Raw genomic sequence first — 21,270 nt, 5'->3', positions numbered from 1 at the left:
GATAGGCGATAGGCGATAGGCGATAGGCGATAGGCGATAGGCGAGCTTTCATTCACCATCGCTATCTTCAAGAAAGAAACGGTCACTTTCTTCGTCGTAGTCAAATAATTCTGCAAAACGTGCCCAACCAACAATTGTTTGTAATGTTTGCCGCGCATAGTCGGGAGACATAGCAGTTTCTAGGGTGTCCCTAAAACGCTCTGCATCTGCTGTGTGGTTGGGTCTTTCATCTAAAACACCCTGAATGATTTTTATCAGCGGCACATTATGGATCAGCGCGTGCCCCATAATGGCTTTTCTTTCTTCAAGGTCGCTTAAAACGAAGTGTACACCCTCGTTTGTCAGAAAAATATCACCATCTTCAAGTTCAGCCAGGCGTAAGAGCTCTAAAGATTCTCCCAATGGAAACAGGTCATCTAACTCTAGCTGCAATTTTTCAGCCAACATTGGCAAATCTGCACGGCCGTTCAAAGGAGATGCTGCCAAGGTTTCCATCATCCCAATCATCATTGTGATAGAAACCGGCGTTAATGCGGTAAAAGCGGGGGCAGGCGGGGCGGATACCTTGCTACTACCCATCATCTCCGCCTCAGAGACAATGGGGGCACGCTGCGTCATTAACGCATAAATGTGGTCAACCAATTGCCGAAAAACAGGATCTTCTCGGTTGCGTGGGTGCGCAAGTGGAATGGTCAGGTGGTGTGCAATCCGACCAGGGTTAGACGAGAAAATAACAATCCGGTCACAAATTAAAACAGCTTCTTCAATATTATGCGTTACCACCACCATGGACTGAACAGGCAAACGCCCATCACTCCATAATTCCACTAAATCTGTCCGAAGATTTTCTGCGGTGAGAACGTCTAAATCTGAAAATGGCTCATCCATTAGCAGAAGGGATGGCTTCACTGCCAAAGCACGCGCCAACCCAACGCGTTGCTGCATGCCACTATTTAGCTCTTTGGGCCACGCATTTTCATAGCCGCCTAAACCCATAAGCTCTATCGCGTTTTCTACCTGCTCATTAAGAGCTGTACCACGTACATTTTTCGCCTCCAGCCCCAGCGCCACATTTTCCTCAACTGTAAGCCATGGCAGCAACGCAAACGATTGAAAAACCATAGCAATATCTGGGCTTGAAACCGCTAAAGGCTTACCTTGCCACAAAATTTTGCCCGACGTTGGAGCAACCAAACCGGCCAAAATACGCAATAAAGTAGACTTTCCAGACCCGGAACGTCCTAAAAACCCAACAATTTCGTTTTTATGCAGGGTGAAGTTAACATCGTCCAACACCTGCAAGCTAATGGCACTCTCTTTATGATAGGCTTGGCAAACACGCACACTTTCTAACAGCGGCACGATATCGCCCTCAAGCAGAGGAGTTTGAGCATGGCGAGACATATTTAATGAGCCTCATCTGTAATTTTGAGAGCACGACACAGCGAGCGCGTTAAAGGCTGCCACACCAACAGGTTAAAGAGCATGATCAAAAGCACCAAGGTGCTGACAGCCAAAGCTGCGGCACTTATCTCACCGTTGTTTATGGCATTTTGGACATAAGCACCCAAACCAAAAACAGTAAGCGGCGCATTGCCCCAACTCATGACCTCAACGGCCATAACAGCATTCCATGCACTAGCGGAGGCCACACTTAGCCCCACGATATAGTAAGGCAAAATGCCGGGCAGAAGCATTTTGCGCCAAAGTAACCAGCCCTGTACTTGAAAATTTTTACCCACATCTAAAAGAGAAGCTGGAAAAGCCAGCATACCCTCAACAACCGCAGAAAAAACAGCAAGCTGGCCGCCAAGAAGCAATATAGGCGCCACCCAAACATTTGCAGAGACGTGGCACGCTACAAAAGCAAGAGCGAACAACGGGTAAAAAATATTAGCTGGAAAGAGAGAGAGATAATACACGACATTTAAGATAGGCCGCGCCACCTTAGGCTTGCGGCCAATATACACTGCAATGGGTACCCAAAACAGCGAGCAGAGCACCAACATAGCCAGAACACGCGCCAAACTGGCGCTGCCGCTCAACGCAATATGCCCGTATGTGTGCAGGGAATAAGTTTTAACGCTAAACAGAATAGCAAAAACCACACCAGCAAGACAAAAAACGACAGAAGCAACTTTTAAGCCTAAGCGAATAAGTTTGTCTGCATTAGGCTGCGTGTCAGGCCATTTGTCGCCATGTTGCAACACACGCCCACCTAACGGCACCATTGAAAACTGATGCCATGCTTTGCGCTGCTGCTCAGCGAAAGATTCAAAAAAACGATTACGCCTTAAAAAGCGTAGAAACCACGGTTCTGCCACATCATCAGGCATTGTCGCAGCCATCTGAAACCGAGTTGACCACGCCATGAGAGGGCGAAACAAAAATTGGTCGTAAACAATTAGGACTACAACTGCGACAAGTGCGGCCTCTACTACGCCCCATACGCTATGCTGCATGGCAGCAGCATGTGCAAATGCACCTACCCCTGAAACCATATCTCTAGAATTTGCACCAGCCAAAAAACCTTCCATACAGAGAAGCGCAAACCATGCTTCTGCCATTGCAAGGCTGGCGTTTAGAACCAAGACAGGAAAAGAAGAGGGGCACTCTATTTTCCAAAACTTTTGCCATGTGGTTAAATTTAGACTTTGCGCCAGTTCTTCAAGATCGGCTGGTAAGGTTTTGAGAGAGTGATGAAAACTGCTGGCCAAGCGTCCAAACAGCGCCATAGTAAGGGTAAAGAGAATAACGCCATCAGACTGCGCAATACCCGGTGAGACTACGGAATGCCCGACGATGACGACCAAAAAGAACAGCACCAAGGCTGGTATTGCTTGAATAACATCATGCAAGGGCTTTAACGCCAGACGCAGGTAGCGATTACCGTGTACCGCAACAGCATAAGCCCCAGCAAAAACTGTGGCCGCACATAATGCCACCCCCATGCGCAAAGCTGTGTAACTGCCTGCTTTTAAAAGAGAAGATACCCCCAAAGCAGCATGAGGCGCTGTTGCCGGAGCAAGGCTTGGTGCAGAATATGTAAAGCAGCCGAGTGCATCAAGAAAACCAATAGCCGCCACAAAAAGAGCAAGCGTTTTTGCCTTAAACGCTTGCAGTGCTTCCAAGCTCAACAAAATACGCGGCTTGATTATAAAATCTGGCCGCTCCGGCTTCATGGTAGGCCACTACCTGTACTACCAAAACCACCGCTGCCACGCTCTGTCTCGTCCAGAGTTGTGCATTCTTGCCAGCTTATTTTCTCTACTGGCGCAATAACAGCCTGCGCAATGCGGGCTCCACGTTCAACAATAAAAGGCTCTTGCCCAGCGTTAAGCATAATAACACCGACTTCACCTCGGTAATCTTCATCAATGGTGCCCGGGGAGTTAGGGAGCAAAATACCATGCTTAAGCGCTAAGCCTGAGCGTGGCCTAATTTGCAACTCGTACCCCGGTGGCAATGCAATACATAAGCCGGTAGGCACCAAAGCACGCCCCCCTGATGGCAGCGTGACTGGGGCAGAAACGGCAGCAACAAGATCCATGCCCGCCGCCCCAGCTGTTGCATAAGATGGCAAAGGCAGACCATTAGAATGAGGTAAGCGTACAACACGCACCGTAAGGTTAGTAGAAGAGGGCGGGCGTGTAGACATAAAATTCTCCGTATAGTGCTTTACTAAACTACTTTATGAGAGAACCAGTCTGCAATCCTCATTGCAAGTTTCTGTGCAACATCATGCTTATTAAGGCGCGGCCATTGCTCAACGTGCTCAGGGGTAATGAGTAGTACCTCATTATCCGTACCCCCCATTATATCCGAGCCGTCACCTACGTTATTTGCAACAATCCAGTCACATTTTTTGCGTGCTAATTTTGCTTGCGCGTAAGCAAGAACATTTTCCGTCTCAGCAGCAAAACCAACAACAAGACTAGGCCTATTTTCCATAGTAGAAAGTATGGCCAGAATATCGGGGTTAGACTGTAGCGTAAGCGGCTCTGGCACATCGGTGCTTGTGCGCTTTTTCATTTTTTGTGCAGCTTGGTGCGCTGGCCGCCAATCTGCCACGGCCGCCGTACAGACTGCTACATCCTGATGGGGGAGAGTTTCTACCGCAGCCAACATATCCCTGGCTGTTTCACACCTATAAAAGGCCACCCCAGCAGGTGGGCGTAAAGTGGTCGGCCCACTTACCAATGCAACATCGGCCCCCAAATCAGCCAAGGCAGCAGCAAGCGCATAGCCTTGCGCGCCCGAGGAACGATTAGCAATATACCTCACCGGGTCTAAGGGCTCGTGCGTTGGCCCAGCCGTTACAAGCGCACGTTTGCCAGATAGTGGCGCAGTGCTTCGCTGCGCCTGTTGTCTAAAAAAGCTCAGAACAGAATCTGCAATATCAGCAGGCTCTGCCATTCTGCCAAACCCGAACTCACCGCAAGCCATACTACCTTGCACTGGGGCAACAAACCTTACAGCCCGGCTTTGCAGTAACGCTATATTAGCCTGTGTTGCGGGGTGCTCCCACATATGCACATTCATAGCTGGCGCAACAAGAACTGGTGCATTGGTAGCGAGCAGTACCGTGCTGGCTAGATCATCAGCTAAACCGTGCGCCATTTTAGCCAGTAGGTTGGCCGAAGCTGGGCATACCAACACCAGATCTGCCGAGCGGGAGAGGGCGATATGCCCCATTTCCTGCTCAGCAGTCAGAGAAAACAACTCTGTATGAACGCTTTGCCCCGTGAGTGCTTGCAGTGTCAGCGGGGTCACAAACTGTGCCCCCCCTTCTGTTAGCACACACCGCACTTGTATGCCGTGCGCAACCAGAAGCCTAATGAGCTCAGGCACCTTAAAGGCAGCAATACTGCCGCTAACAACCAGAAGAACCGAGCGGGCTGACTGCTGCATAAAATATTCTAAGCCTTACAAACGCCAACCAGAATGAATGGCGGCAATGCCTCCAGACAAAGATTGGTAGCGAACATGAGACAATCCTGCCTCGCGGAACATATCTGCCAGTGTTTCTTGATCGGGGAAGGTACGGATACTTTCAGCCAGATATTGGTAGCTGTCACGGTCTTTAGCGATCAGGTTACCCATGGCAGGCAACACTTTAAAAGACCAAGCATCATAAATAGGTGCAAGAGCCGCAACCTGCACACGAGAAAATTCCAGACACATAAAGCGCCCACCCGGACGCAAAACACGCCGCGCTTCACGGATTACCGCCATTTTATCTGTGCAGTTGCGTAGGCCAAATGCGATAGAAACGCGATCTACCGACATATCACGAAGTGGAATATTTTCAGCATCGACAACGCAAAAAGACAGGTCGGACACCAACCCCTGACTTAAGGCTCTATCACGCCCAACCGACAACATGTTGGCGTTAATGTCGGTCATGACGGTTGCGCCACCGCCACCTTTAAGCCAACCGAATGAGATGTCACCCGTACCGCCAGCCAGATCCAGCAGGGAAAGACCAGGCTGAGGACCGAGCTCGGTTACAAAAATCCGTTTCCAGACTCTATGGATACCAAGTGACATAACATCGTTCATGATGTCATATTTGCCCGCAACGCTGTCAAAAACGGCACGAACAAGCGGCTTTTTCTCTTCTTTCCTTACGGAACGAAAGCCAAAATCGGTTTCTTCTGCGGCTTCGGCAGCTGAACCAGGGGGGGGCATAAAGCTATTGTCGGTCATGGCCTTACTCTATAACCTGCTTTTTAGTCATGCCGGAACTCCCAGAAGTAGAAACCGTGATGCGCGGTATGCAGATTGCTCTGCAAGACCGCACCATCACAACAACCCACGTTTATCGCCACGACCTGCGATGGCAGATTCCCGCCAATTTTGCACAGCAAGTTGATGGGCAACGCATTGTAAGCTTTGAGCGCAGGGGTAAGTATATTTTTATACGACTTTCTGGCGGCCTTTCAATTCTGCTCCATTTGGGCATGTCCGGGCGCATTGTTCTCGATTCTCCGCTCCCCCCCGCCAAACACGAACATGTTGTGTTTGTAACTAACGATGGCAAGCGATGTGGTTTTATAGACCCAAGACGCTTTGGAATGCTTGATCTTGTTCAAACTGAGCACGAGTTACAGCACCGTCTTTTAGTTAATATGGGGCCAGAACCACTTTCTGCACTTTTTACACCTCAAACGCTTGCACACGCTTTGGCCCATAAAAACACCCCCATAAAAACGCTCTTGCTAGACCAACATATTGTTGCCGGGCTGGGGAACATTTATGTTTGTGAAGCCCTCTACCGTGCCAAAATAGACCCACGCTCTGCGGCTAAAAATTTAAAAAAAACAGACATTACGCAACTCGTAAAAGCCATACGTGCCGTTTTAAGTGAAGCCATTGCTGCGGGTGGCTCAAGCCTGAAAGACTATGTGCGCCCAGAAGGTGGGCTTGGTTATTTTCAACACGCATGGAAAGTTTATGGCCGGGCAGGGGAGAAATGCCCGACATGTGCAACACACCCCCATTGCACCGGTGTGCAGCGCATTACACAGGCCGGGCGCTCTACTTTTTTCTGCCCCGCGGTGCAAAAACTCCGCTAAATTTTGGCACCACACCCACCAACATGCTTGACGAGCGCACCATGTGTGGATTACAGCACCGCTACTCTTTTTAGTTGGTGCACCTCTTAACTCGGTGTGTCAGCCTTCTCTTTTGTGCTGGACAGAATAGAACTCATGGCGAATATCGCTTCGGCGCGTAAGCGCATCCGGCAGACCGCTAAGCGGACTGCTCGCAACACTGCTCGTAAATCTCGCGTTCGTACTTTTATTAAAAAGGTCGAAACCGCTATTGCCGCTGGCAATCAGGAAGAAGCACGGGAAGCTCTGCGCGCTGCTCAGCCAGAAATTCAGCGCGCTGTTGGCAAAGGCGTTGTGCACCACAACACGGCTGCCCGCAAAATCTCTCGTCTGTCTGCTCGCGTAAAAGCTATCGCTACCGCCTAAGGTCTACCCTTAAGCTACGCAGAGAGCGTACGAGACAGAACAGTAACAAAGCCGAATCATCAGCTCGATGATTCGGCTTTGTTTTTATGTGAGCCATGACTGGCACGCAAAGAAACGGCGAGAATTTTTGATTGCCCCACCCCTTGCAGTGCACTATCTCTGAGTGATGTCTTGGGTGGCATGAACACCGCTTCATGCTGGGCCTTCAGGTTTTTTTGTTCACAAAAAAACTTACAAATTCAGTTGCCAGAAACCAGACTAAGCGGTTTGCCCGTAGGCTGCCGCTTGTTCGTAATTACACGCGGTCAGCCGCGTTATTTTTGACCGCTCGGGAGCATAGATGACAATCGGGGTGGACGATGACGAAAGCGCTTTCTCACACGTTGATGAGGCAAAGGCTCTTGAGAAGTCGTGGGTGCGCATCTGTTCACGCTTAAAAGGTGAGGTCGGCGATGTTGAGTATCACGCTTGGCTGACTAAAATTGCCCTTGGCCCCGTAGATGGTGATGAAATTACCCTGCTGCTACCAACCCGCTTCCTGCGGGACTGGGTGCGCAGCCAGTATGGAGACCGCCTGAGCGAGTTATGGAACCAAGAGGTTGCCTCTATTCGCCGCGTTGAACTCCAAGTTGCTCGCCCCGGAGACCCCGTGGCCCCAGGCTTACAGCTTGATGAGAGCCCCGCCCTATCGGCACAGCAAAACATAGTACCGCCCGAAAGCGATGAAAGCAGTAGCCGCCCAGCGCCTGAGGCCAAAAGTGATATTGCCGCCATTTTAGATGGGCGCTTTACATTTGACACCTTCGTTGTCGGCAAACCAAACGAATTTGCTTACGCTTGCGCACGTCGCGTAGCTGAGAAACCCTCGAGTGTCGGGTTTAACCCACTCTTTTTGTATGGCGGCGTTGGGTTGGGTAAAACCCACCTCATGCACTCTATTGGTGCAGAACTTTTGCAGCGGGGCAATGTTTCAGTTGCTTATATGTCTGCCGAAAAATTCATGTATCGTTTCATTGCAGCAATTCGCTCTCAATCGACTATGGAGTTTAAAGAACAGCTCCGCTCTGTAGACGTGTTGATGATTGACGACCTGCAATTCCTTATCGGCAAAGACAATACGCAGGAAGAGTTTTTCCACACATTCAACGCGCTAGTTGATGCCGGCCGGCAAATTATCGTTTCAGCCGACAAATCTCCTTCAGACTTGTCTGGCCTTGAAGACCGCCTACGTACCCGTTTGGGCTGTGGTATGGTGGCAGATATCCATGCCACCACGTTTGAGCTCCGCATTTCCATTTTGGAATCAAAAGCGGCTGCTTCTGGCGTTATCGTTCCCACCAAAGTGCTAGAATTTCTTGCGCACAAAATAACATCTAACGTACGCGAGCTTGAGGGCGCACTTAACCGCCTGATTGCGCACGCAAACCTTTTTGGACGCCCCGTTACGCTGGAAGCCACACAAGATGTTTTGCATGATATTCTAAAAGCCCATGACCGCCGTGTCACTATTGAAGAAATTCAAAAGAAAGTGGCCGAGCACTGGAATATTCGGCTAACCGATATGTCTTCTGCCCGCCGGGCACGTGTGGTTGCGCGCCCACGCCAAGTGGCTATGTATTTGGCAAAACAACTCACCAGCCGTTCGCTGCCTGAAATTGGTCGTAAATTTGGCAATAGAGACCACACCACTGTTATGCATGCTGTCTCTCGTGTTGAAGAAATTATGGCATGTGATGCCGCGTTTGCAGAGGATGTAGAACTGCTACGCCGCATGCTTGAGAGTTAGTTTAACAGTATTTTCACTACTATGGTGGTTTGTTTCTAGACCCGGCAGCACACCACTGGTAGATTCCATACGCATAATTTTACCCCCCATACTTTCCCGCTGGGGGGTGACATAAAGGGAAGAGGTATAAATGAAGTTTTCGGCAGAGCGTACCACACTGCTCAAGGCTTTGGCGCACATCCAGAGTGTAGCTGAAAAGCGTAATACCATTCCCATTCTTGCCAACGTTTTAATTAACGCTGTTGACGGGCAACTCAGCCTAAAAGCAACAGACATGGAAATTGAAGCAGTTGAGGTTATCCCTGCTACAATTTCCAGAGAAGGAGCCACTACGGTTCCGGCCTCTGTTTTGTACGAAATTGTACGCAAGCTGCCAGATAATGAGCAGGTAGAACTTGATCAGGCCTCGGGCGATACACCTTTGCAGCTTAGAGCTGGGCGCTTTGCAACCCGCCTGAATGCCCTTAGCGTAGATGACTTCCCATCTATGGGGGCCGGCGACCTGCCATGCCGTTTTAAAATTGCAACGGCTGTGCTGCGTTCACTTATTGACCGCACACGCTTTGCTATTTCAACCGAAGAAACGCGGTATTACCTCAATGGTATTTTCTTTCATGCAACAGAGCATGAAGGGCTGCGCCTACTACGTGCCGTTGCTACCGATGGCCACCGCTTAGCCCGCGTAGAAACTGAGCTTCCTGCCGGGGCAGACACAATGCCGGGTATTATTGTACCGCGCAAAACAATTGCCGAACTGCGCAAGCTGCTTGATGAAGCCCCAACAGAAATTGAAATTGCTCTGTCAGAAACGCGCGTACAGTTTGTAGCTGGGGCAGTTACGCTCACCTCCAAACTTATTGACGGTACGTTTCCGGAATATGACCGTGTTATTCCACGCAATAACACACGCATTTTGCGCGTTGGTAAAAAAGACTTTGCAGATGCCGTGGCCCGTGTGGCCGCCATTAGCCAAGAACGCTCACGCCCGGTTAAGCTTGCGTTAGAACCCGGTCTGCTCACCCTTTCAGCAAGCAGCCCAGAACAGGGCGTTGCAAAAGAAGAACTAGACGATAACCGTATTTCGTTTGATGCTGAACCGCTCGAAATTGGTTTTCAGGCCCGTTATCTCAACGACATTACGGATCAGGTAGAAAAAGACGTAGAATTCGCTTTTTCTGATAGTTCTGCGCCCACTATCGTGCGCGATGTTGACAGCCCATCAGCACTATACGTGCTAATGCCAATGCGCGTGTAGCTTATAAGCGTATGATTTCTTTTTACGGGCCGATTGCAGTACGCCTAACGGCCCGTAATTTTTTCTTACGACTTTCTGCTTTTGTAATTTTTTTATTTTGTGCCGGTTTTTATGCTCCGGCTTTGTAAGCTCACCCTTACGCAATTCCGCAATTATCAACGCCTAGTATGGGAACCAGAGGGCGCACTTGTCGTACTGACAGGTGAGAACGGTAGCGGAAAAACTAACCTACTCGAAGCCATTTCCTTGCTTACTGCGGGCAGGGGGTTACGCCGCGCACCGCTTACACAACTCGGCCACCATCATGCTACTGAATGGGGCATTGCCGCTCGGCTAGAGTTAACCCATGAAATTATAGATCTCGCAACGGGTGTTGCCCCGCATAACGATACAGTGCGTCGTGTTCATTTTCTCAATGGTAAACCCATAAAACAAAAAGACAGCGCGGAAGATGTTTTTTCTGCTGTCTGGATTACGCCCCAAATGGATAGACTTTTTAGCGAAAGTGCCTCAGGGCGGCGGCGTTTTCTTGATCGTTTGGTTATGGGCACCACACCATATCACGCAAAAGAACTCTTAGCCTACGACAGAGCCATGGCGCAGCGTAATAAACTGCTGCAAACCCGCAGAACTGAACATGTTTGGCTAGCGGGGCTAGAGGCCTCTATGGCGCGGCATGCAGTTGCCATTAGTGCCGCCCGTAACGAGGTTGCTCAACATCTTTGCCACGCTGCTCACACAACACATTCTGAGTTTCCGGCAACATTAATGCACCTTGAATGCCCTATAGGCGCAGAATTAGAACGTAAACCAGCCCTTGAGGTAGAAGACTGGCTCAAAGAAACACTCGCCGCCAACCGTATGATAGACCGAGAAAAGGGCAGAGCATGCATGGGCACGCACCGCTCTGATTTTACCCTGACGGATTGCAAAACAGGCCTTATGGCGGCCACCGCCAGCACTGGGCAGCAAAAAGCTATGCTTTTGGGCATTATCTTGGCCCATGCGACATTAGTGGCAGAGTATAGAGGTGCTCCACCCATGCTACTGTTAGATGAACCTCTTGTGCATCTAGACCAAAAAAAACGCCATGCGCTCTTAGAACACTTACAGAACATCGAAACAACAACCATTCTGACAGGCACAGACCCTGCACCATTTGAGGCTCTTGCAGGCAAGGCGCACTTTACAAGCCTTAAAAACGGCCATTTCGTGCCCTGAAAAAGAGAAAAATACTACGGTTATCTGGCCTCTACGGCCCTAGGGGAGTATAAGAACCTACTAAGGTTTTATTCTTCCATTACCGGAGTACTTTTTACTCATGACTGACCACTCTCAGACCACACCACAGACCGGTATGGAAGAAGACTACGGCGCGTCCTCAATTTCTGTTCTCAAAGGGCTTGATGCCGTTCGTAAACGCCCCGGCATGTATATTGGTGATACAGATGATGGCTCTGGCCTGCACCATATGGCCTTTGAAATTATTGATAACGCCGTAGACGAAGCCCAAGCTGGCTACGCAACACGTTGTATCGTAACCCTTAACGCTGATGGAAGCGTGAGTGTGCGTGATAACGGTCGCGGCATTCCTACCGATATGCACCCAGAAGAAGGCATAAGTGCCGCAGAAGTCGTGCTGACACGCTTACATGCGGGCGGCAAATTCAACCAAAACTCCTATAAAGTTTCTGGTGGTTTGCACGGCGTAGGGGCTGCTGTTGTTAATGCGCTCTCTGAGCGCATGGTTGTGCGTATTTGGCGTAACGGGCAGGAATATATTATTCGCTTTCAACACGGTGAGCGGGATGCACCTTTAGAGGCTGTTGGCCCATCGTCAGAAGAACGTGGAACCGAAGTTACGTTTAAGCCAAGCAATCTGACATTCCCTAAAACAGAATTTGAATTTGTTATTCTTGAACGCCGCCTAAGAGAGTTGGCTTTTCTTAACTCTGGGCTGGAAATTGTTCTGCGCGACCATCGCAACGAAGAAAAACGTGAAGAAGTTTTTCACTACGAAGGCGGCTTAGAAGCCTTTGTGCAGTGGCTTGACCGCGCCCGTACCCCCCTTGTTACACCGCCTATTACAGGTAGCCTTGAAAACGAGGAAAGTGGTATCAAGGTAGAGTTCGCCTTAAGCTGGAACGACAGCTTTCACGAAACCATGTTGTGCTTTACCAACAATATTCCCCAACGTGATGGGGGGGCACATCTTGCCGGGTTCCGTCAGGCTCTTACCCGCATTGTTGGTAAATACGCTGAAAGCATTGCCAAAAAAGACGCTCAGTCTCTTGTTGGTGAAGATATGCGAGAAGGCCTGACAGCCGTACTGTCTGTTAAAGTGCCTGACCCCAAATTCTCATCTCAAACCAAAGACAAGTTGGTTTCTTCCGAAGTGCAACCTGTTGTGCATGCGGCAGCAGCAGATATGATCGGTCACTGGTTTGAAACCCACCCAAAAGAAGCCAAAATTGTTGTCTCAAAGGTGCTTGATGCCGCCTCTGCTCGTGAAGCAGCGCGCAAGGCCCGCGAACTCACGCGCCGTAAGGGGGTGCTTGATATCTCCTCTCTTCCGGGCAAACTAGCGGACTGCCAAGCTCGTGACCCCGCCCAAGCTGAAATTTTTATTGTTGAGGGTGATTCAGCAGGCGGCACAGCAAAACAGGGTAGAGATAGACGCTTTCAGGCCATTTTGCCGCTAAAAGGTAAAATTCTTAATGTAGAGCGTGCACGTTTTGACCGAATGCTGGGTTCTGCTGAAATTGGTACCTTAATTACCGCACTTGGTACCGGCATTGGCCGTGGGGAAGCCGATCAAGGTGGCTTCTCTATCGACAAACTGCGCTACCACCGCATTGTCATTATGACCGATGCTGACGTTGACGGCTCACACATCAGAACACTACTGCTCACCTTCTTCTTCCGGCAAATGCCAGAGCTGATTGAGCGTGGCTATTTGTACATTGCCCAACCGCCTCTTTACCGAGCCAAACGCGGCAACGAAGAACGCTATTTGAAAGACGATGCGGCACTTGAGCAATATCTGCTTGATAAAGCGCTGAACAACGCAAGCTTTATTTACAGCGATGGCCGTAGTGTAAGCGATTCAGCTTTAGAAGCAGACCTACCTTTTATCCGGCAGGTTGCACAGGCCATTACACGCCTTTCAACGCGCACCCCGAAGTGGATTATAGAACAAGCGGCCATTATAGGGGCACTTTCTCCAGACTTAGCTGTTCAGCAACAATTGGTTACGGTGCTCCAGCAGCGGCTTGATGCCGCATCACCTGAAAATGAACGTGGCTGGAAAGTTGTTGCAAGCGCAGATGGCCTTGAACTAGCCCGTAATGTTCGTGGGGTAGGGGAAGTGTATCGCATAGACCCGCAAACTCTCGCAGGCCCAGATGTGCGGTGGCTTATTTCTCAGCTTAGCCGTTTACAAACCGAGTTTACAAACGGTGTTACACTTAAGCACGAAACAACAGAGGTCAAACTTTCTGGCCCATCAGAGTTGTATAACCGCCTCCTGACACAAGGCCGCAGAGGCCTCGCCATTAACCGCTTTAAAGGTCTGGGCGAAATGAATGACGAGCAGCTTTGGGAAACAACGCTAGACCCTGCTATGCGTACACTCCTGCAAGTAAAAGTGGGAGATGTTGAAGAAGCGGGACAGGTCTTTACCACCTTGATGGGGGATGTTGTTGAACCACGCCGTGACTTTATTGTAGGAAACGCACTTAAGGTTGCTAATCTGGACGTCTAAAAGACGCCCAGATTACTGATACAAAAAAGCGGCATATTTAGGCCGCTTTTTTGTGCAATCACACATATACCCCTTAACGAATGGCCTTAGCCAAATCATCAAACGCTTTAAATTGCTTAAGTAAAGTAGGCAGAGCAGTCAACGGTAGCATATTGGGGCCATCACTCGGCGCGTGGTCAGGGTTTTGATGTGTTTCAATAAAAAGGGCAGCAACACCTATCGCCAATGCAGCACGGGACAAAACAGGCGCAAACTCCCGCTGCCCGCCAGATGCACCGCCCAAACCACCAGGTTGCTGCACAGAATGTGTTGCATCAAACACAACGGGGTAACCAGTTTGTGCCATAACGGGCAAACCACGCATGTCGTTAACAAGCGTGTTGTAACCAAAGCTCGTGCCGCGTTCGCACAGCATAATATTATGATTGCCTGTGGAAGCTATTTTTGCAGCAACGTGCTGCATATCCCATGGCGCAAGAAACTGCCCTTTTTTAACGTTAACCGCGGCACCTGTTCGCCCAACAGCTAATAGCAGGTCTGTCTGCCTGCACAAGAATGCTGGAATTTGCAGAACATCAACAGCTTCCGCTACCGGAGCACATTGTTCTGGCGCATGCACATCTGTCAAAACAGGCAGACTTAAGCGCTCACGCACATCTGCCAAAATAGAGAGGCCTTCGTGCATACCAACACCACGAGCGCTAGAAAGGCTTGTGCGGTTGGCTTTATCAAACGAACTTTTATAAATAAGCCCGATTTCAGCCTTTTCACAGATTTCTTTAAGAGCAGAGGCTGTTTCCAGCGCATGCGCCGCAGATTCAATCTGACAAGGCCCAGCTATAAGCACGAATGGTTGACTATTCCCAACCGTTAACGCACCCAACTGAATATTTCGGGCTTTTTGTGTCATGCAGAGCGTGCCTTTTTAGAAGCTGCCCCCACAAACCCAGAAAAGAGCGGGTGTGGCGCAAAAGGCCGAGACTTAAGCTCGGGGTGGTATTGCACAGCTACAAACCATGGGTGGTTCGAATATTCCACGACTTCAGGCAAAATTCCATCTGGGGAAAGACCAGAAAATTTCAGGCCAGCCGCTTCTAGTTTTTCACGGTAGTGAATATTCACCTCATAACGATGGCGATGGCGTTCACGAATGGCTGTGGTACCGTAAACTTCAGCAGCGCGCGTTCCTTCGCCAAGCACAGCAGGGTAGGCACCTAAGCGCATAGTGCCACCCAATTCGCCACCTTCGCTGCGGCGCAGCCGCTCATTGCCCCGTGCCCACTCGGTCATAAGGCCTACCAAAGGTTCTTTGGTAAAGCCAAATTCGGTTGATGACGCATCAGGCAAACCAGCCAAATTACGCGCACATTCAATAACCGCCATCTGCATACCAAAGCAGATACCCAAAAACGGAATACCGTTTTCACGGGCATAGCGAATGGCGGCAATTTTGCCCTCAGACCCGCGCTCACCAAAGCCGCCGGGCACAAGAATACCATCAGCCGTTGCCAGCCGCTCCAGCGAGGCATCGCCTTTTTCCAAAGATTCTGCTTCTACCCAGTCCAGAACAACCTTGGTGCGATGGTCTATGCCACCGTGCAGCAGGGCCTCATTGAGCGACTTATAGCTATCAAGCAGCGCAGTATATTTGCCAACAACGGCAATGCGTACAGCACCTTCTGGATGACGAATGGCATCAACAATTTTTTCCCAACCAGAAAGATCAGGCTCACTTTCAAAAGGCAGGCCGAAATAGCGCAGAACTTCGTTGTCCATGCCTTCGGCATGATAAGCCAACGGGCAGGAATAAATGGTATCCACATCACGCGCAGCAATAACGGCCTCAGGCCGGACGTTACAAAAGTTCGCAATTTTGCGGCGTTCTGTATCCGGAATGGCACGGTCACAGCGGCATAAGAGAATTTGCGGCTGAATACCAACATTCTGCAATTCTTTAACAGAATGCTGTGTGGGTTTGGTTTTCAACTCACCAGCAGAGGGAATCCATGGCAACAAGGTCAGGTGCACAACCATGGTCTGCGCTGGGCCTAGGTCGTTGCGTAATTGGCGAATTGCTTCAAGGAAGGGCAGGCTTTCAATGTCACCAACTGTGCCACCAATTTCTACAAGCACAAAATCAACATCATCCGTATTGGCAACAACAATATCTTTGATGGCATCTGTAATGTGCGGAATAACCTGCACGGTGCCGCCCAAATAATCGCCGCGGCGCTCGCGGGCAATTACGTCTGAATAGATTTTGCCTGTAGTGGTATTGTCTTCTTTGGTCGCATTCACGCCAGTGAAACGCTCATAATGCCCCAAATCCAGATCGGTCTCGGCACCGTCATCGGTCACAAACACTTCGCCATGCTGAAACGGGCTCATCGTGCCGGGGTCAACATTGAGATAGGGGTCAAGTTTGCGCAGGCGCACCTTATACCCACGGGACTGGAGAAGCGCGGCAAGGGCAGCAGACGCAATGCCTTTACCGAGAGAGGACACCACACCACCGGTGATAAATACAAAACGGGTCATGAGCAGGCTTCCTACACGGACAGGGCCGGGTGGGTAAAGGTGGACACACGAATTCCTCCGCAGCTTTTTTCAAGCGCAGAGGAAAAGAGACATTTGCCCTCTCTACCCAACAAGGCGGGAAGAGAGGGAAAGCGCATAATGATTTAGTGCTGGGCTGGTTGCTGCGGCGCTTGTGCCGCAGGCGTTGTTGTAATCGGCGCAGTTACGGGCTGAGCTGGTGCGCTCGCTGCTGGGGGTTGAGCCAAAATGTCATGCCCCGCACCGCTTACTGCCCCACGGTTTAACACGGCCAGCACCAGAGAAAGCAGCATAAACAGCCCAGCTAAAACCGCAGTACTACGGGTAAGCAGGTTAGCCGTACCACGGCCAGACATGAAAGCACCCATGCCTTGCCCGCCGCTGCCAATACCCAGACCGCCCCCTTCGCTACGCTGGATCAGCACTGTGCCAATCAAAGCTACGGTCACACAAAAATGCAGAATCAGCAGGGCTGTAGTCATGATGTCTTCCGGGCACTCTTAGGTTTAGGCAGCGGAGGCTGCGGCAATAATAGAAAGAAACGCATCAGCTTTCAGACTGGCACCGCCAACCAAGGCTCCTGCTACATCTGCCAAAGACAGAATGGAAGCCGCGTTCTTGTCATTAACGGAGCCACCATACAGAATTTTGATGTTTTTTCCAGCCTCTCCAAACTGCCGCACCAACTCTTGGCGCAAAAATGTCATGGTCTCGGCAATTTCATCGGTGGTCGCGGCGCGGCCGGTACCAATAGCCCAAATGGGCTCATAAGCCACAATACCGTTAAAGCCGTCTGGCAAAGAGCCTTTAATCTGCCACCCTAACGTGTCGAAATGATCCCCGCTTTCGCGTTGATCTTCCGTTTCGCCAATACACACAATAGGTGTTAAGCCTGCTTTGCTGGCGGCAACGGCCTTCTCGCGCACGGTTTCATCAAGCTCGCCATGCTCCTGACGGCGCTCGGAGTGGCCTAGAATAACATGAGAAACGCCAAGCTCTGTAAGCATTGGTGGCGCAATGTCACCCGTGTGTGCACCAGAAACATTTTTATGGCAGTCTTGTGCGCCAAGCCCGATAGGTGAGGGCGCTAATGCTTGGTTAAGTAGTGCTAATTGCGTAAAGGGCGGGCACACCACAACTTCTGGGCCATTCGCATCTACTTTATCAAGAAGGGCCTGAACCAGCTCTCGCGAATCACGCGTTATCCCGTTCATTTTCCAATTGCCGACTATAATCTGTCTGCTCATGTCTGCTTCCTTCATGATAGTGCGCTTTAGCAGTCCGTAGCGTTAGCCTACGCGCACAAGCCTTAACCATAGCCCTGCGTAAGGGGCAAGGTTGTTCGTCCTGATATTGAAAGACAGTCTTTCTTACGTCTGGTCAAGTGCGCATAGGGCGCTTATGGTGCCGCGTTCACGGTATGCCGTGGCCTGCTATTCTGTCTCCATCGGATTTTGCATTCATGATCTCCTATCTCCGCCGCGTTTTTGTTGAGTCCTGGCTAGGCCGCGTTGCCGCCATAGTCATTTTTCTCGCTTTTATCGGTTGGGGTATCGGCGATGTGGTGAACTACATGGGCACCGAAACCGATGTGGTGGCAAAAATTGGCAATGGCCAAGTTGGTTCAGCAGACTTAGCTCAAGCCCTACAGGCAGAACTGCCGAATATTACCAAGCAAATGGGTGTGTCAGACCCCTCTCAAATTCCACCAGCACTCCGCCAGCAAATTGCCTATCAGATTTTGCAACGCCTAGTAGGGCAAGAAGAAGTGCAGGAAGCAGCACATAGGCAAGGCATTGCTGTACCAGACAGCGCAGTGCGAGATGAGGTATTTTCACTCCCTTATTTTAAAGGGGCGAATGGCCAGTTTGACCGTACCGTACTGAATGCTCGGTTAAGCGAGCATAATCTGACCGAGCAGCGCTTTTTAAATATTATTCGTGATGATTTAACGTCACGCACACTGTTGCAGCCTGTGGCTCAAGGTGCTTCCGCTTCTACCACCATGGCAAACCGTTTATCTGCCTACGGCCTGCAAACCCGCACTGTTGATTTGGTGCGCATTCCGTTTACGGCACAAGCAACACCCACCACACCAGATGATGCCGTACTGCGCCGCTTTTACGCGAACCACCTATGGATGTTCCGTGCTCCTGAGTACCGCCATGCCCGGCTTGTGGTGCTGTCACCTGCAACTGTAGCGGGCAGCATTACCGTAGACGATAAAGATATTAAGCGCGTCTATGACGAACAACGCTCACGCTATGACATCCCTGAAACACGCGACATACAAGTCATCACCTTACAAGATGAAGCGGCGGCAAAATCTATCGCAACTCTTTGGGGTTCTGGTGCTGACTGGGCGACTGTGCAGAACGCTGCAAAAAATGGCGCGGCAGTAGACATGCCCGGCACCCGTGCCAGCGGCATTCCGTCAGAAATTTTGAGCAAAGCTATTTTTGCTGCCCCTCTTTCTGCCGTACAAGGCCCACTGAAAACTGAAGCGGGCTGGACGGTCTTTCGTGTCAATAAAATTACCCCCCCCAACAACACACCTTTTGAAACGGCCAAACAAGATATTTTGCAGCAATACCGTGCAGCAAAAGCTCCCAGCGTTGTCAGTGAGCGGAGCCGCCAACTGCAGGATACAATTGCAGGTAGCGGTCTAGATTCTATTCCGGCAGATTTAGGTGCAGTGGCAGCCGCAGGCACCTTAGATGCCAATGGCAACACGCAAGCGGGTAACCCAGCCCCACTGCCTGCAAACGGCAAGCTGCGCGATGCGCTGGTACAAAAAATCTTTTCTCTCTCTAAAGGCAACCAACCCAACCTTGTTGAAGGGCCGGATAATAGCTGGTTCGCTGTGCAGGTTGACGCAATTACACCAGCAGCCCCACAAAGCTATGAACAAGCCAAAGCGCAGGTTCTTGCCGCGTGGCAGGCAGAAGCACGCAAACACGCAGCAGACCAAAAAGCGACAGCTCTTTATGTAAATGCCAAAGCCAAAGGGGGCTTAGCGTCTGCTGCTGATGCGACAGGCAGCATCAACACCCTTTCTTTCTCGCGCGCCATGCCCAACAAAGACATTCCTGCTGAGCTTATGGCATACCTGCCACAAATGCAGGCAGGGCAGTCTGTTATGGCTGAAGATAATGGGAATTTCTTTGTGGCGACCGTCACTAAAGTCTCAACACCCAATCCGGCAGCAGACCCCGTTGCTTTCCAGCGCGTGAAAGACACCATTGCCCAATCTGAGGGGGATGATCTGGTGGCATCTTATGTCGATGCCCTTGCAAAACAGCACCCGCCCAAAATTATCGAACGCGCCGTTGCCTCAACGCTCAGCTCTTTAGGGTTTGACGGGAAGTCCGCACAATGAGTGTTCATGCCCGCCTACAAGCCAGCCCCTCTTTCCAAGATATTGAAGCTAATTGGAACGCAGGAAAGGCATCCGTAGTCTTTACAGTCGAAGCAGCCGATCTTCTTACCCCAGTTTCTGCCTATCTTCGGCTGCGCAACCTTGACGCAGCTAGCAACAAGCACACACTGCTTCTGGAAAGCGTAGAAGGAGGCGTCTCTCGGGGGCGGTATTCGGTCATTGCTCTCAAGCCAGATCTTATTTGGGCATGCCACGCGGGGCAGGTGAGTATACAACAAACCCCCGAAAACCCCGGTAGCACGCAACAGCCACAAACTGGGCCAGCCTTGCAGTCACTCCGGCAGCTTATTGAAGGGGCCAAAGTAGCTCTCCCCACAGGGCTCCCCCCCATGATTGCCGGTATTTTTGGCTACCTTGGGTACGATATGGTGCGCCAAATGGAGCGCCTACCCAACGCACCAGAAGATGACCTCAATCTACCCGAGGCGATTTTGATGCGGCCCGGTCTGTTTGCCGTATTTGATTCTGTAAGTGATGAGTTAATTCTGGCAGCCACCATTCGCCCCAATGCCACTCAAACGGCACAAGCTGCATGGGATGATGCCCAAACATTATTGCACGCTGCACGTGGCTGCTTAAACGGTAGCCTACCGGTTCAACCTGAGCCAAAAAAACTGTGCCCACCATTTGCTGAACCCATCTCCACTTTCAGCAAAGCAGAGTTTTGCCAAGCGGTAGAACGCATTCAAGATTATATTGCCGCAGGCGATGCGTTTCAGGTTGTACCCAGTCAACGGTTCTCAACAGCTTTCCCGCTACCATCTCTGGATTTGTACCGCTCCTTGCGGCGTATCAACCCCGCACCATTTCTGTTCCACCTTGATTTTGGGAACTTCTCTCTTGTCGGCTCCTCTCCAGAAATTCTGGTAAGACTACGAGACGGCAAAATGACTGTGCGCCCACTTGCTGGCACACGCCCAAGGGGACGTAGCGCGGAAGAAGACCTCCAGCTTGAGCAAGACCTGCTGAACGACCAGAAAGAACTGGCCGAGCATCTTATGCTGATTGATTTGGGCCGCAATGACGTTGGCCGTGTCTGCCAACCCGGCACTGTGCACGTTACAGAGCGCTTTGTGGTCGAGCGCTTTAGCCATGTCATGCATATTTCGTCCAACGTTGAAGGCATGATCCGCCCGGAATTTGATGCCCTAGACGCCCTTGTCGCAGCTTTTCCTGCTGGCACTCTTACTGGTGCGCCAAAAATTCGTGCCATGGAAATTATTGATGAAGTTGAGCGTACACGGCGCGCAACCTACGCAGGCTGCATTGGGTACTTTGGCGCAGACGGTGATATGGACACGTGCATTGGCCTACGCATGGCTGTCGTAAAAGACGGCGTTATGCACGTGCAAGCAGGCTGTGGCGTTGTAGCTGACAGCGTGCCAGAGGCAGAGCACGAAGAAACACAGCACAAAGCCCGTGCGGTATTTAGAGCAGCAGAGGCTGCTATAAAGCAAGCCAGAAGCCGCCAGTAACCCGTGGCACACA

At 50.7% G+C, this 21,270-nt stretch carries 17 protein-coding genes; 8 read left to right on the top strand and 9 right to left on the bottom strand.

Translation table 11 applies throughout. The annotated features are described in order from the left end of the window. Window positions 1–48 precede the first annotated feature (48 nt). Genes Abor_RS10465 through Abor_RS10445 form a run of 5 tightly spaced genes read right to left on the bottom strand, consistent with a single transcriptional unit; the run spans window position 49 to window position 5,709 of the window. Window positions 49–1,404 (bottom strand): ABC transporter ATP-binding protein, encoded by a 1,356-nt coding sequence (locus Abor_RS10465; RefSeq protein ID WP_052946421.1) that lies wholly within the window; start codon window positions 1,402–1,404, stop codon window positions 49–51. Between the two features lie 2 nt (window positions 1,405–1,406). Then, on the bottom strand, window positions 1,407–3,182 hold the full coding sequence (locus Abor_RS10460; protein WP_048841810.1) for an ABC transporter permease subunit: 1,776 nt from the start codon (window positions 3,180–3,182) through the stop codon (window positions 1,407–1,409). Continuing rightward, window positions 3,179–3,658, bottom strand: a complete 480-nt coding sequence (dut, locus tag Abor_RS10455) for a dUTP diphosphatase (RefSeq protein ID WP_048841809.1) — start codon at window positions 3,656–3,658, stop codon at window positions 3,179–3,181. Before dut ends, Abor_RS10460 begins: the two co-directional genes overlap by 4 nt. Window positions 3,659–3,681: 23 nt before the next feature. Beyond that, window positions 3,682–4,911: a bifunctional phosphopantothenoylcysteine decarboxylase/phosphopantothenate--cysteine ligase CoaBC gene (coaBC, locus tag Abor_RS10450; protein ID WP_048841808.1), complete on the bottom strand. Its 1,230-nt coding sequence runs from the start codon at window positions 4,909–4,911 to the stop codon at window positions 3,682–3,684. Between the two features lie 15 nt (window positions 4,912–4,926). After that, window positions 4,927–5,709, bottom strand: coding sequence for a class I SAM-dependent methyltransferase (locus Abor_RS10445; RefSeq protein ID WP_048841807.1), 783 nt, complete (start codon window positions 5,707–5,709; stop codon window positions 4,927–4,929). Between the two features lie 29 nt (window positions 5,710–5,738). Here Abor_RS10445 and mutM point away from each other — a divergent pair, with 29 nt between their 5' ends. From mutM to gyrB, 6 genes are all read left to right on the top strand, one after another. After that, entirely contained in the window at window positions 5,739–6,578 is an 840-nt protein-coding gene (mutM, locus tag Abor_RS10440) for a bifunctional DNA-formamidopyrimidine glycosylase/DNA-(apurinic or apyrimidinic site) lyase (protein ID WP_048841806.1), read from the top strand. A 135-nt stretch (window positions 6,579–6,713) separates the two neighbouring features. Further along, window positions 6,714–6,983, top strand: coding sequence for a 30S ribosomal protein S20 (rpsT, locus tag Abor_RS10435; protein ID WP_048841805.1), 270 nt, complete (start codon window positions 6,714–6,716; stop codon window positions 6,981–6,983). A 340-nt stretch (window positions 6,984–7,323) separates the two neighbouring features. Continuing rightward, the gene (gene dnaA / locus Abor_RS10430) at window positions 7,324–8,769 is read left to right on the top strand and encodes a chromosomal replication initiator protein DnaA (protein ID WP_048841804.1); all 1,446 of its coding nucleotides are present in this window, start codon (window positions 7,324–7,326) and stop codon (window positions 8,767–8,769) included. A gap of 130 nt (window positions 8,770–8,899) precedes the next feature. After that, window positions 8,900–10,024, top strand: coding sequence for a DNA polymerase III subunit beta (dnaN, locus tag Abor_RS10425; protein ID WP_048841803.1), 1,125 nt, complete (start codon window positions 8,900–8,902; stop codon window positions 10,022–10,024). A 111-nt stretch (window positions 10,025–10,135) separates the two neighbouring features. Beyond that, entirely contained in the window at window positions 10,136–11,245 is a 1,110-nt protein-coding gene (gene recF / locus Abor_RS10420; RefSeq protein ID WP_048841839.1) for a DNA replication/repair protein RecF, read from the top strand. A gap of 100 nt (window positions 11,246–11,345) precedes the next feature. Then, entirely contained in the window at window positions 11,346–13,787 is a 2,442-nt protein-coding gene (gyrB, locus tag Abor_RS10415) for a DNA topoisomerase (ATP-hydrolyzing) subunit B (protein ID WP_048841802.1), read from the top strand. Window positions 13,788–13,860: 73 nt separating this feature from the next. On the opposite strand, the gene kdsA is transcribed toward gyrB, so the two are convergent. From kdsA to tpiA, 4 genes are all read right to left on the bottom strand, one after another. After that, the gene (gene kdsA, locus Abor_RS10410) at window positions 13,861–14,697 is read right to left on the bottom strand and encodes a 3-deoxy-8-phosphooctulonate synthase (RefSeq protein ID WP_048841801.1); all 837 of its coding nucleotides are present in this window, start codon (window positions 14,695–14,697) and stop codon (window positions 13,861–13,863) included. Next, window positions 14,694–16,325, bottom strand: coding sequence for a CTP synthase (locus Abor_RS10405; RefSeq protein WP_048841800.1), 1,632 nt, complete (start codon window positions 16,323–16,325; stop codon window positions 14,694–14,696). Before Abor_RS10405 ends, kdsA begins: the two co-directional genes overlap by 4 nt. Before the next feature lie 143 nt (window positions 16,326–16,468). After that, the gene (gene secG / locus Abor_RS10400) at window positions 16,469–16,825 is read right to left on the bottom strand and encodes a preprotein translocase subunit SecG (protein WP_048841799.1); all 357 of its coding nucleotides are present in this window, start codon (window positions 16,823–16,825) and stop codon (window positions 16,469–16,471) included. 24 nt (window positions 16,826–16,849) lie between these two features. Further along, entirely contained in the window at window positions 16,850–17,590 is a 741-nt protein-coding gene (tpiA, locus tag Abor_RS10395; RefSeq protein ID WP_048841798.1) for a triose-phosphate isomerase, read from the bottom strand. A gap of 215 nt (window positions 17,591–17,805) precedes the next feature. Here tpiA and Abor_RS10390 point away from each other — a divergent pair, with 215 nt between their 5' ends. Both Abor_RS10390 and trpE read left to right on the top strand, forming a co-directional pair. Then, window positions 17,806–19,722 carry a peptidyl-prolyl cis-trans isomerase gene (locus Abor_RS10390; protein ID WP_048841838.1) on the top strand — a complete coding sequence of 639 codons (1,917 nt, stop codon included), beginning with the start codon at window positions 17,806–17,808 and terminating at the stop codon, window positions 19,720–19,722. Continuing rightward, window positions 19,719–21,257, top strand: coding sequence for an anthranilate synthase component I (trpE, locus tag Abor_RS10385; protein WP_048841797.1), 1,539 nt, complete (start codon window positions 19,719–19,721; stop codon window positions 21,255–21,257). The genes Abor_RS10390 and trpE overlap by 4 nt, the downstream gene beginning before the upstream one ends. Window positions 21,258–21,270 lie beyond the last annotated feature (13 nt).

Origin of the sequence: Acetobacter orientalis (assembly GCF_000963965.1) — a bacterium.
Classification (GTDB): domain Bacteria; phylum Pseudomonadota; class Alphaproteobacteria; order Acetobacterales; family Acetobacteraceae; genus Acetobacter; species Acetobacter orientalis.
Note: the sequence above shows the minus strand (reverse complement) of the source record. Positions and strands in the feature narration are given on the sequence as shown.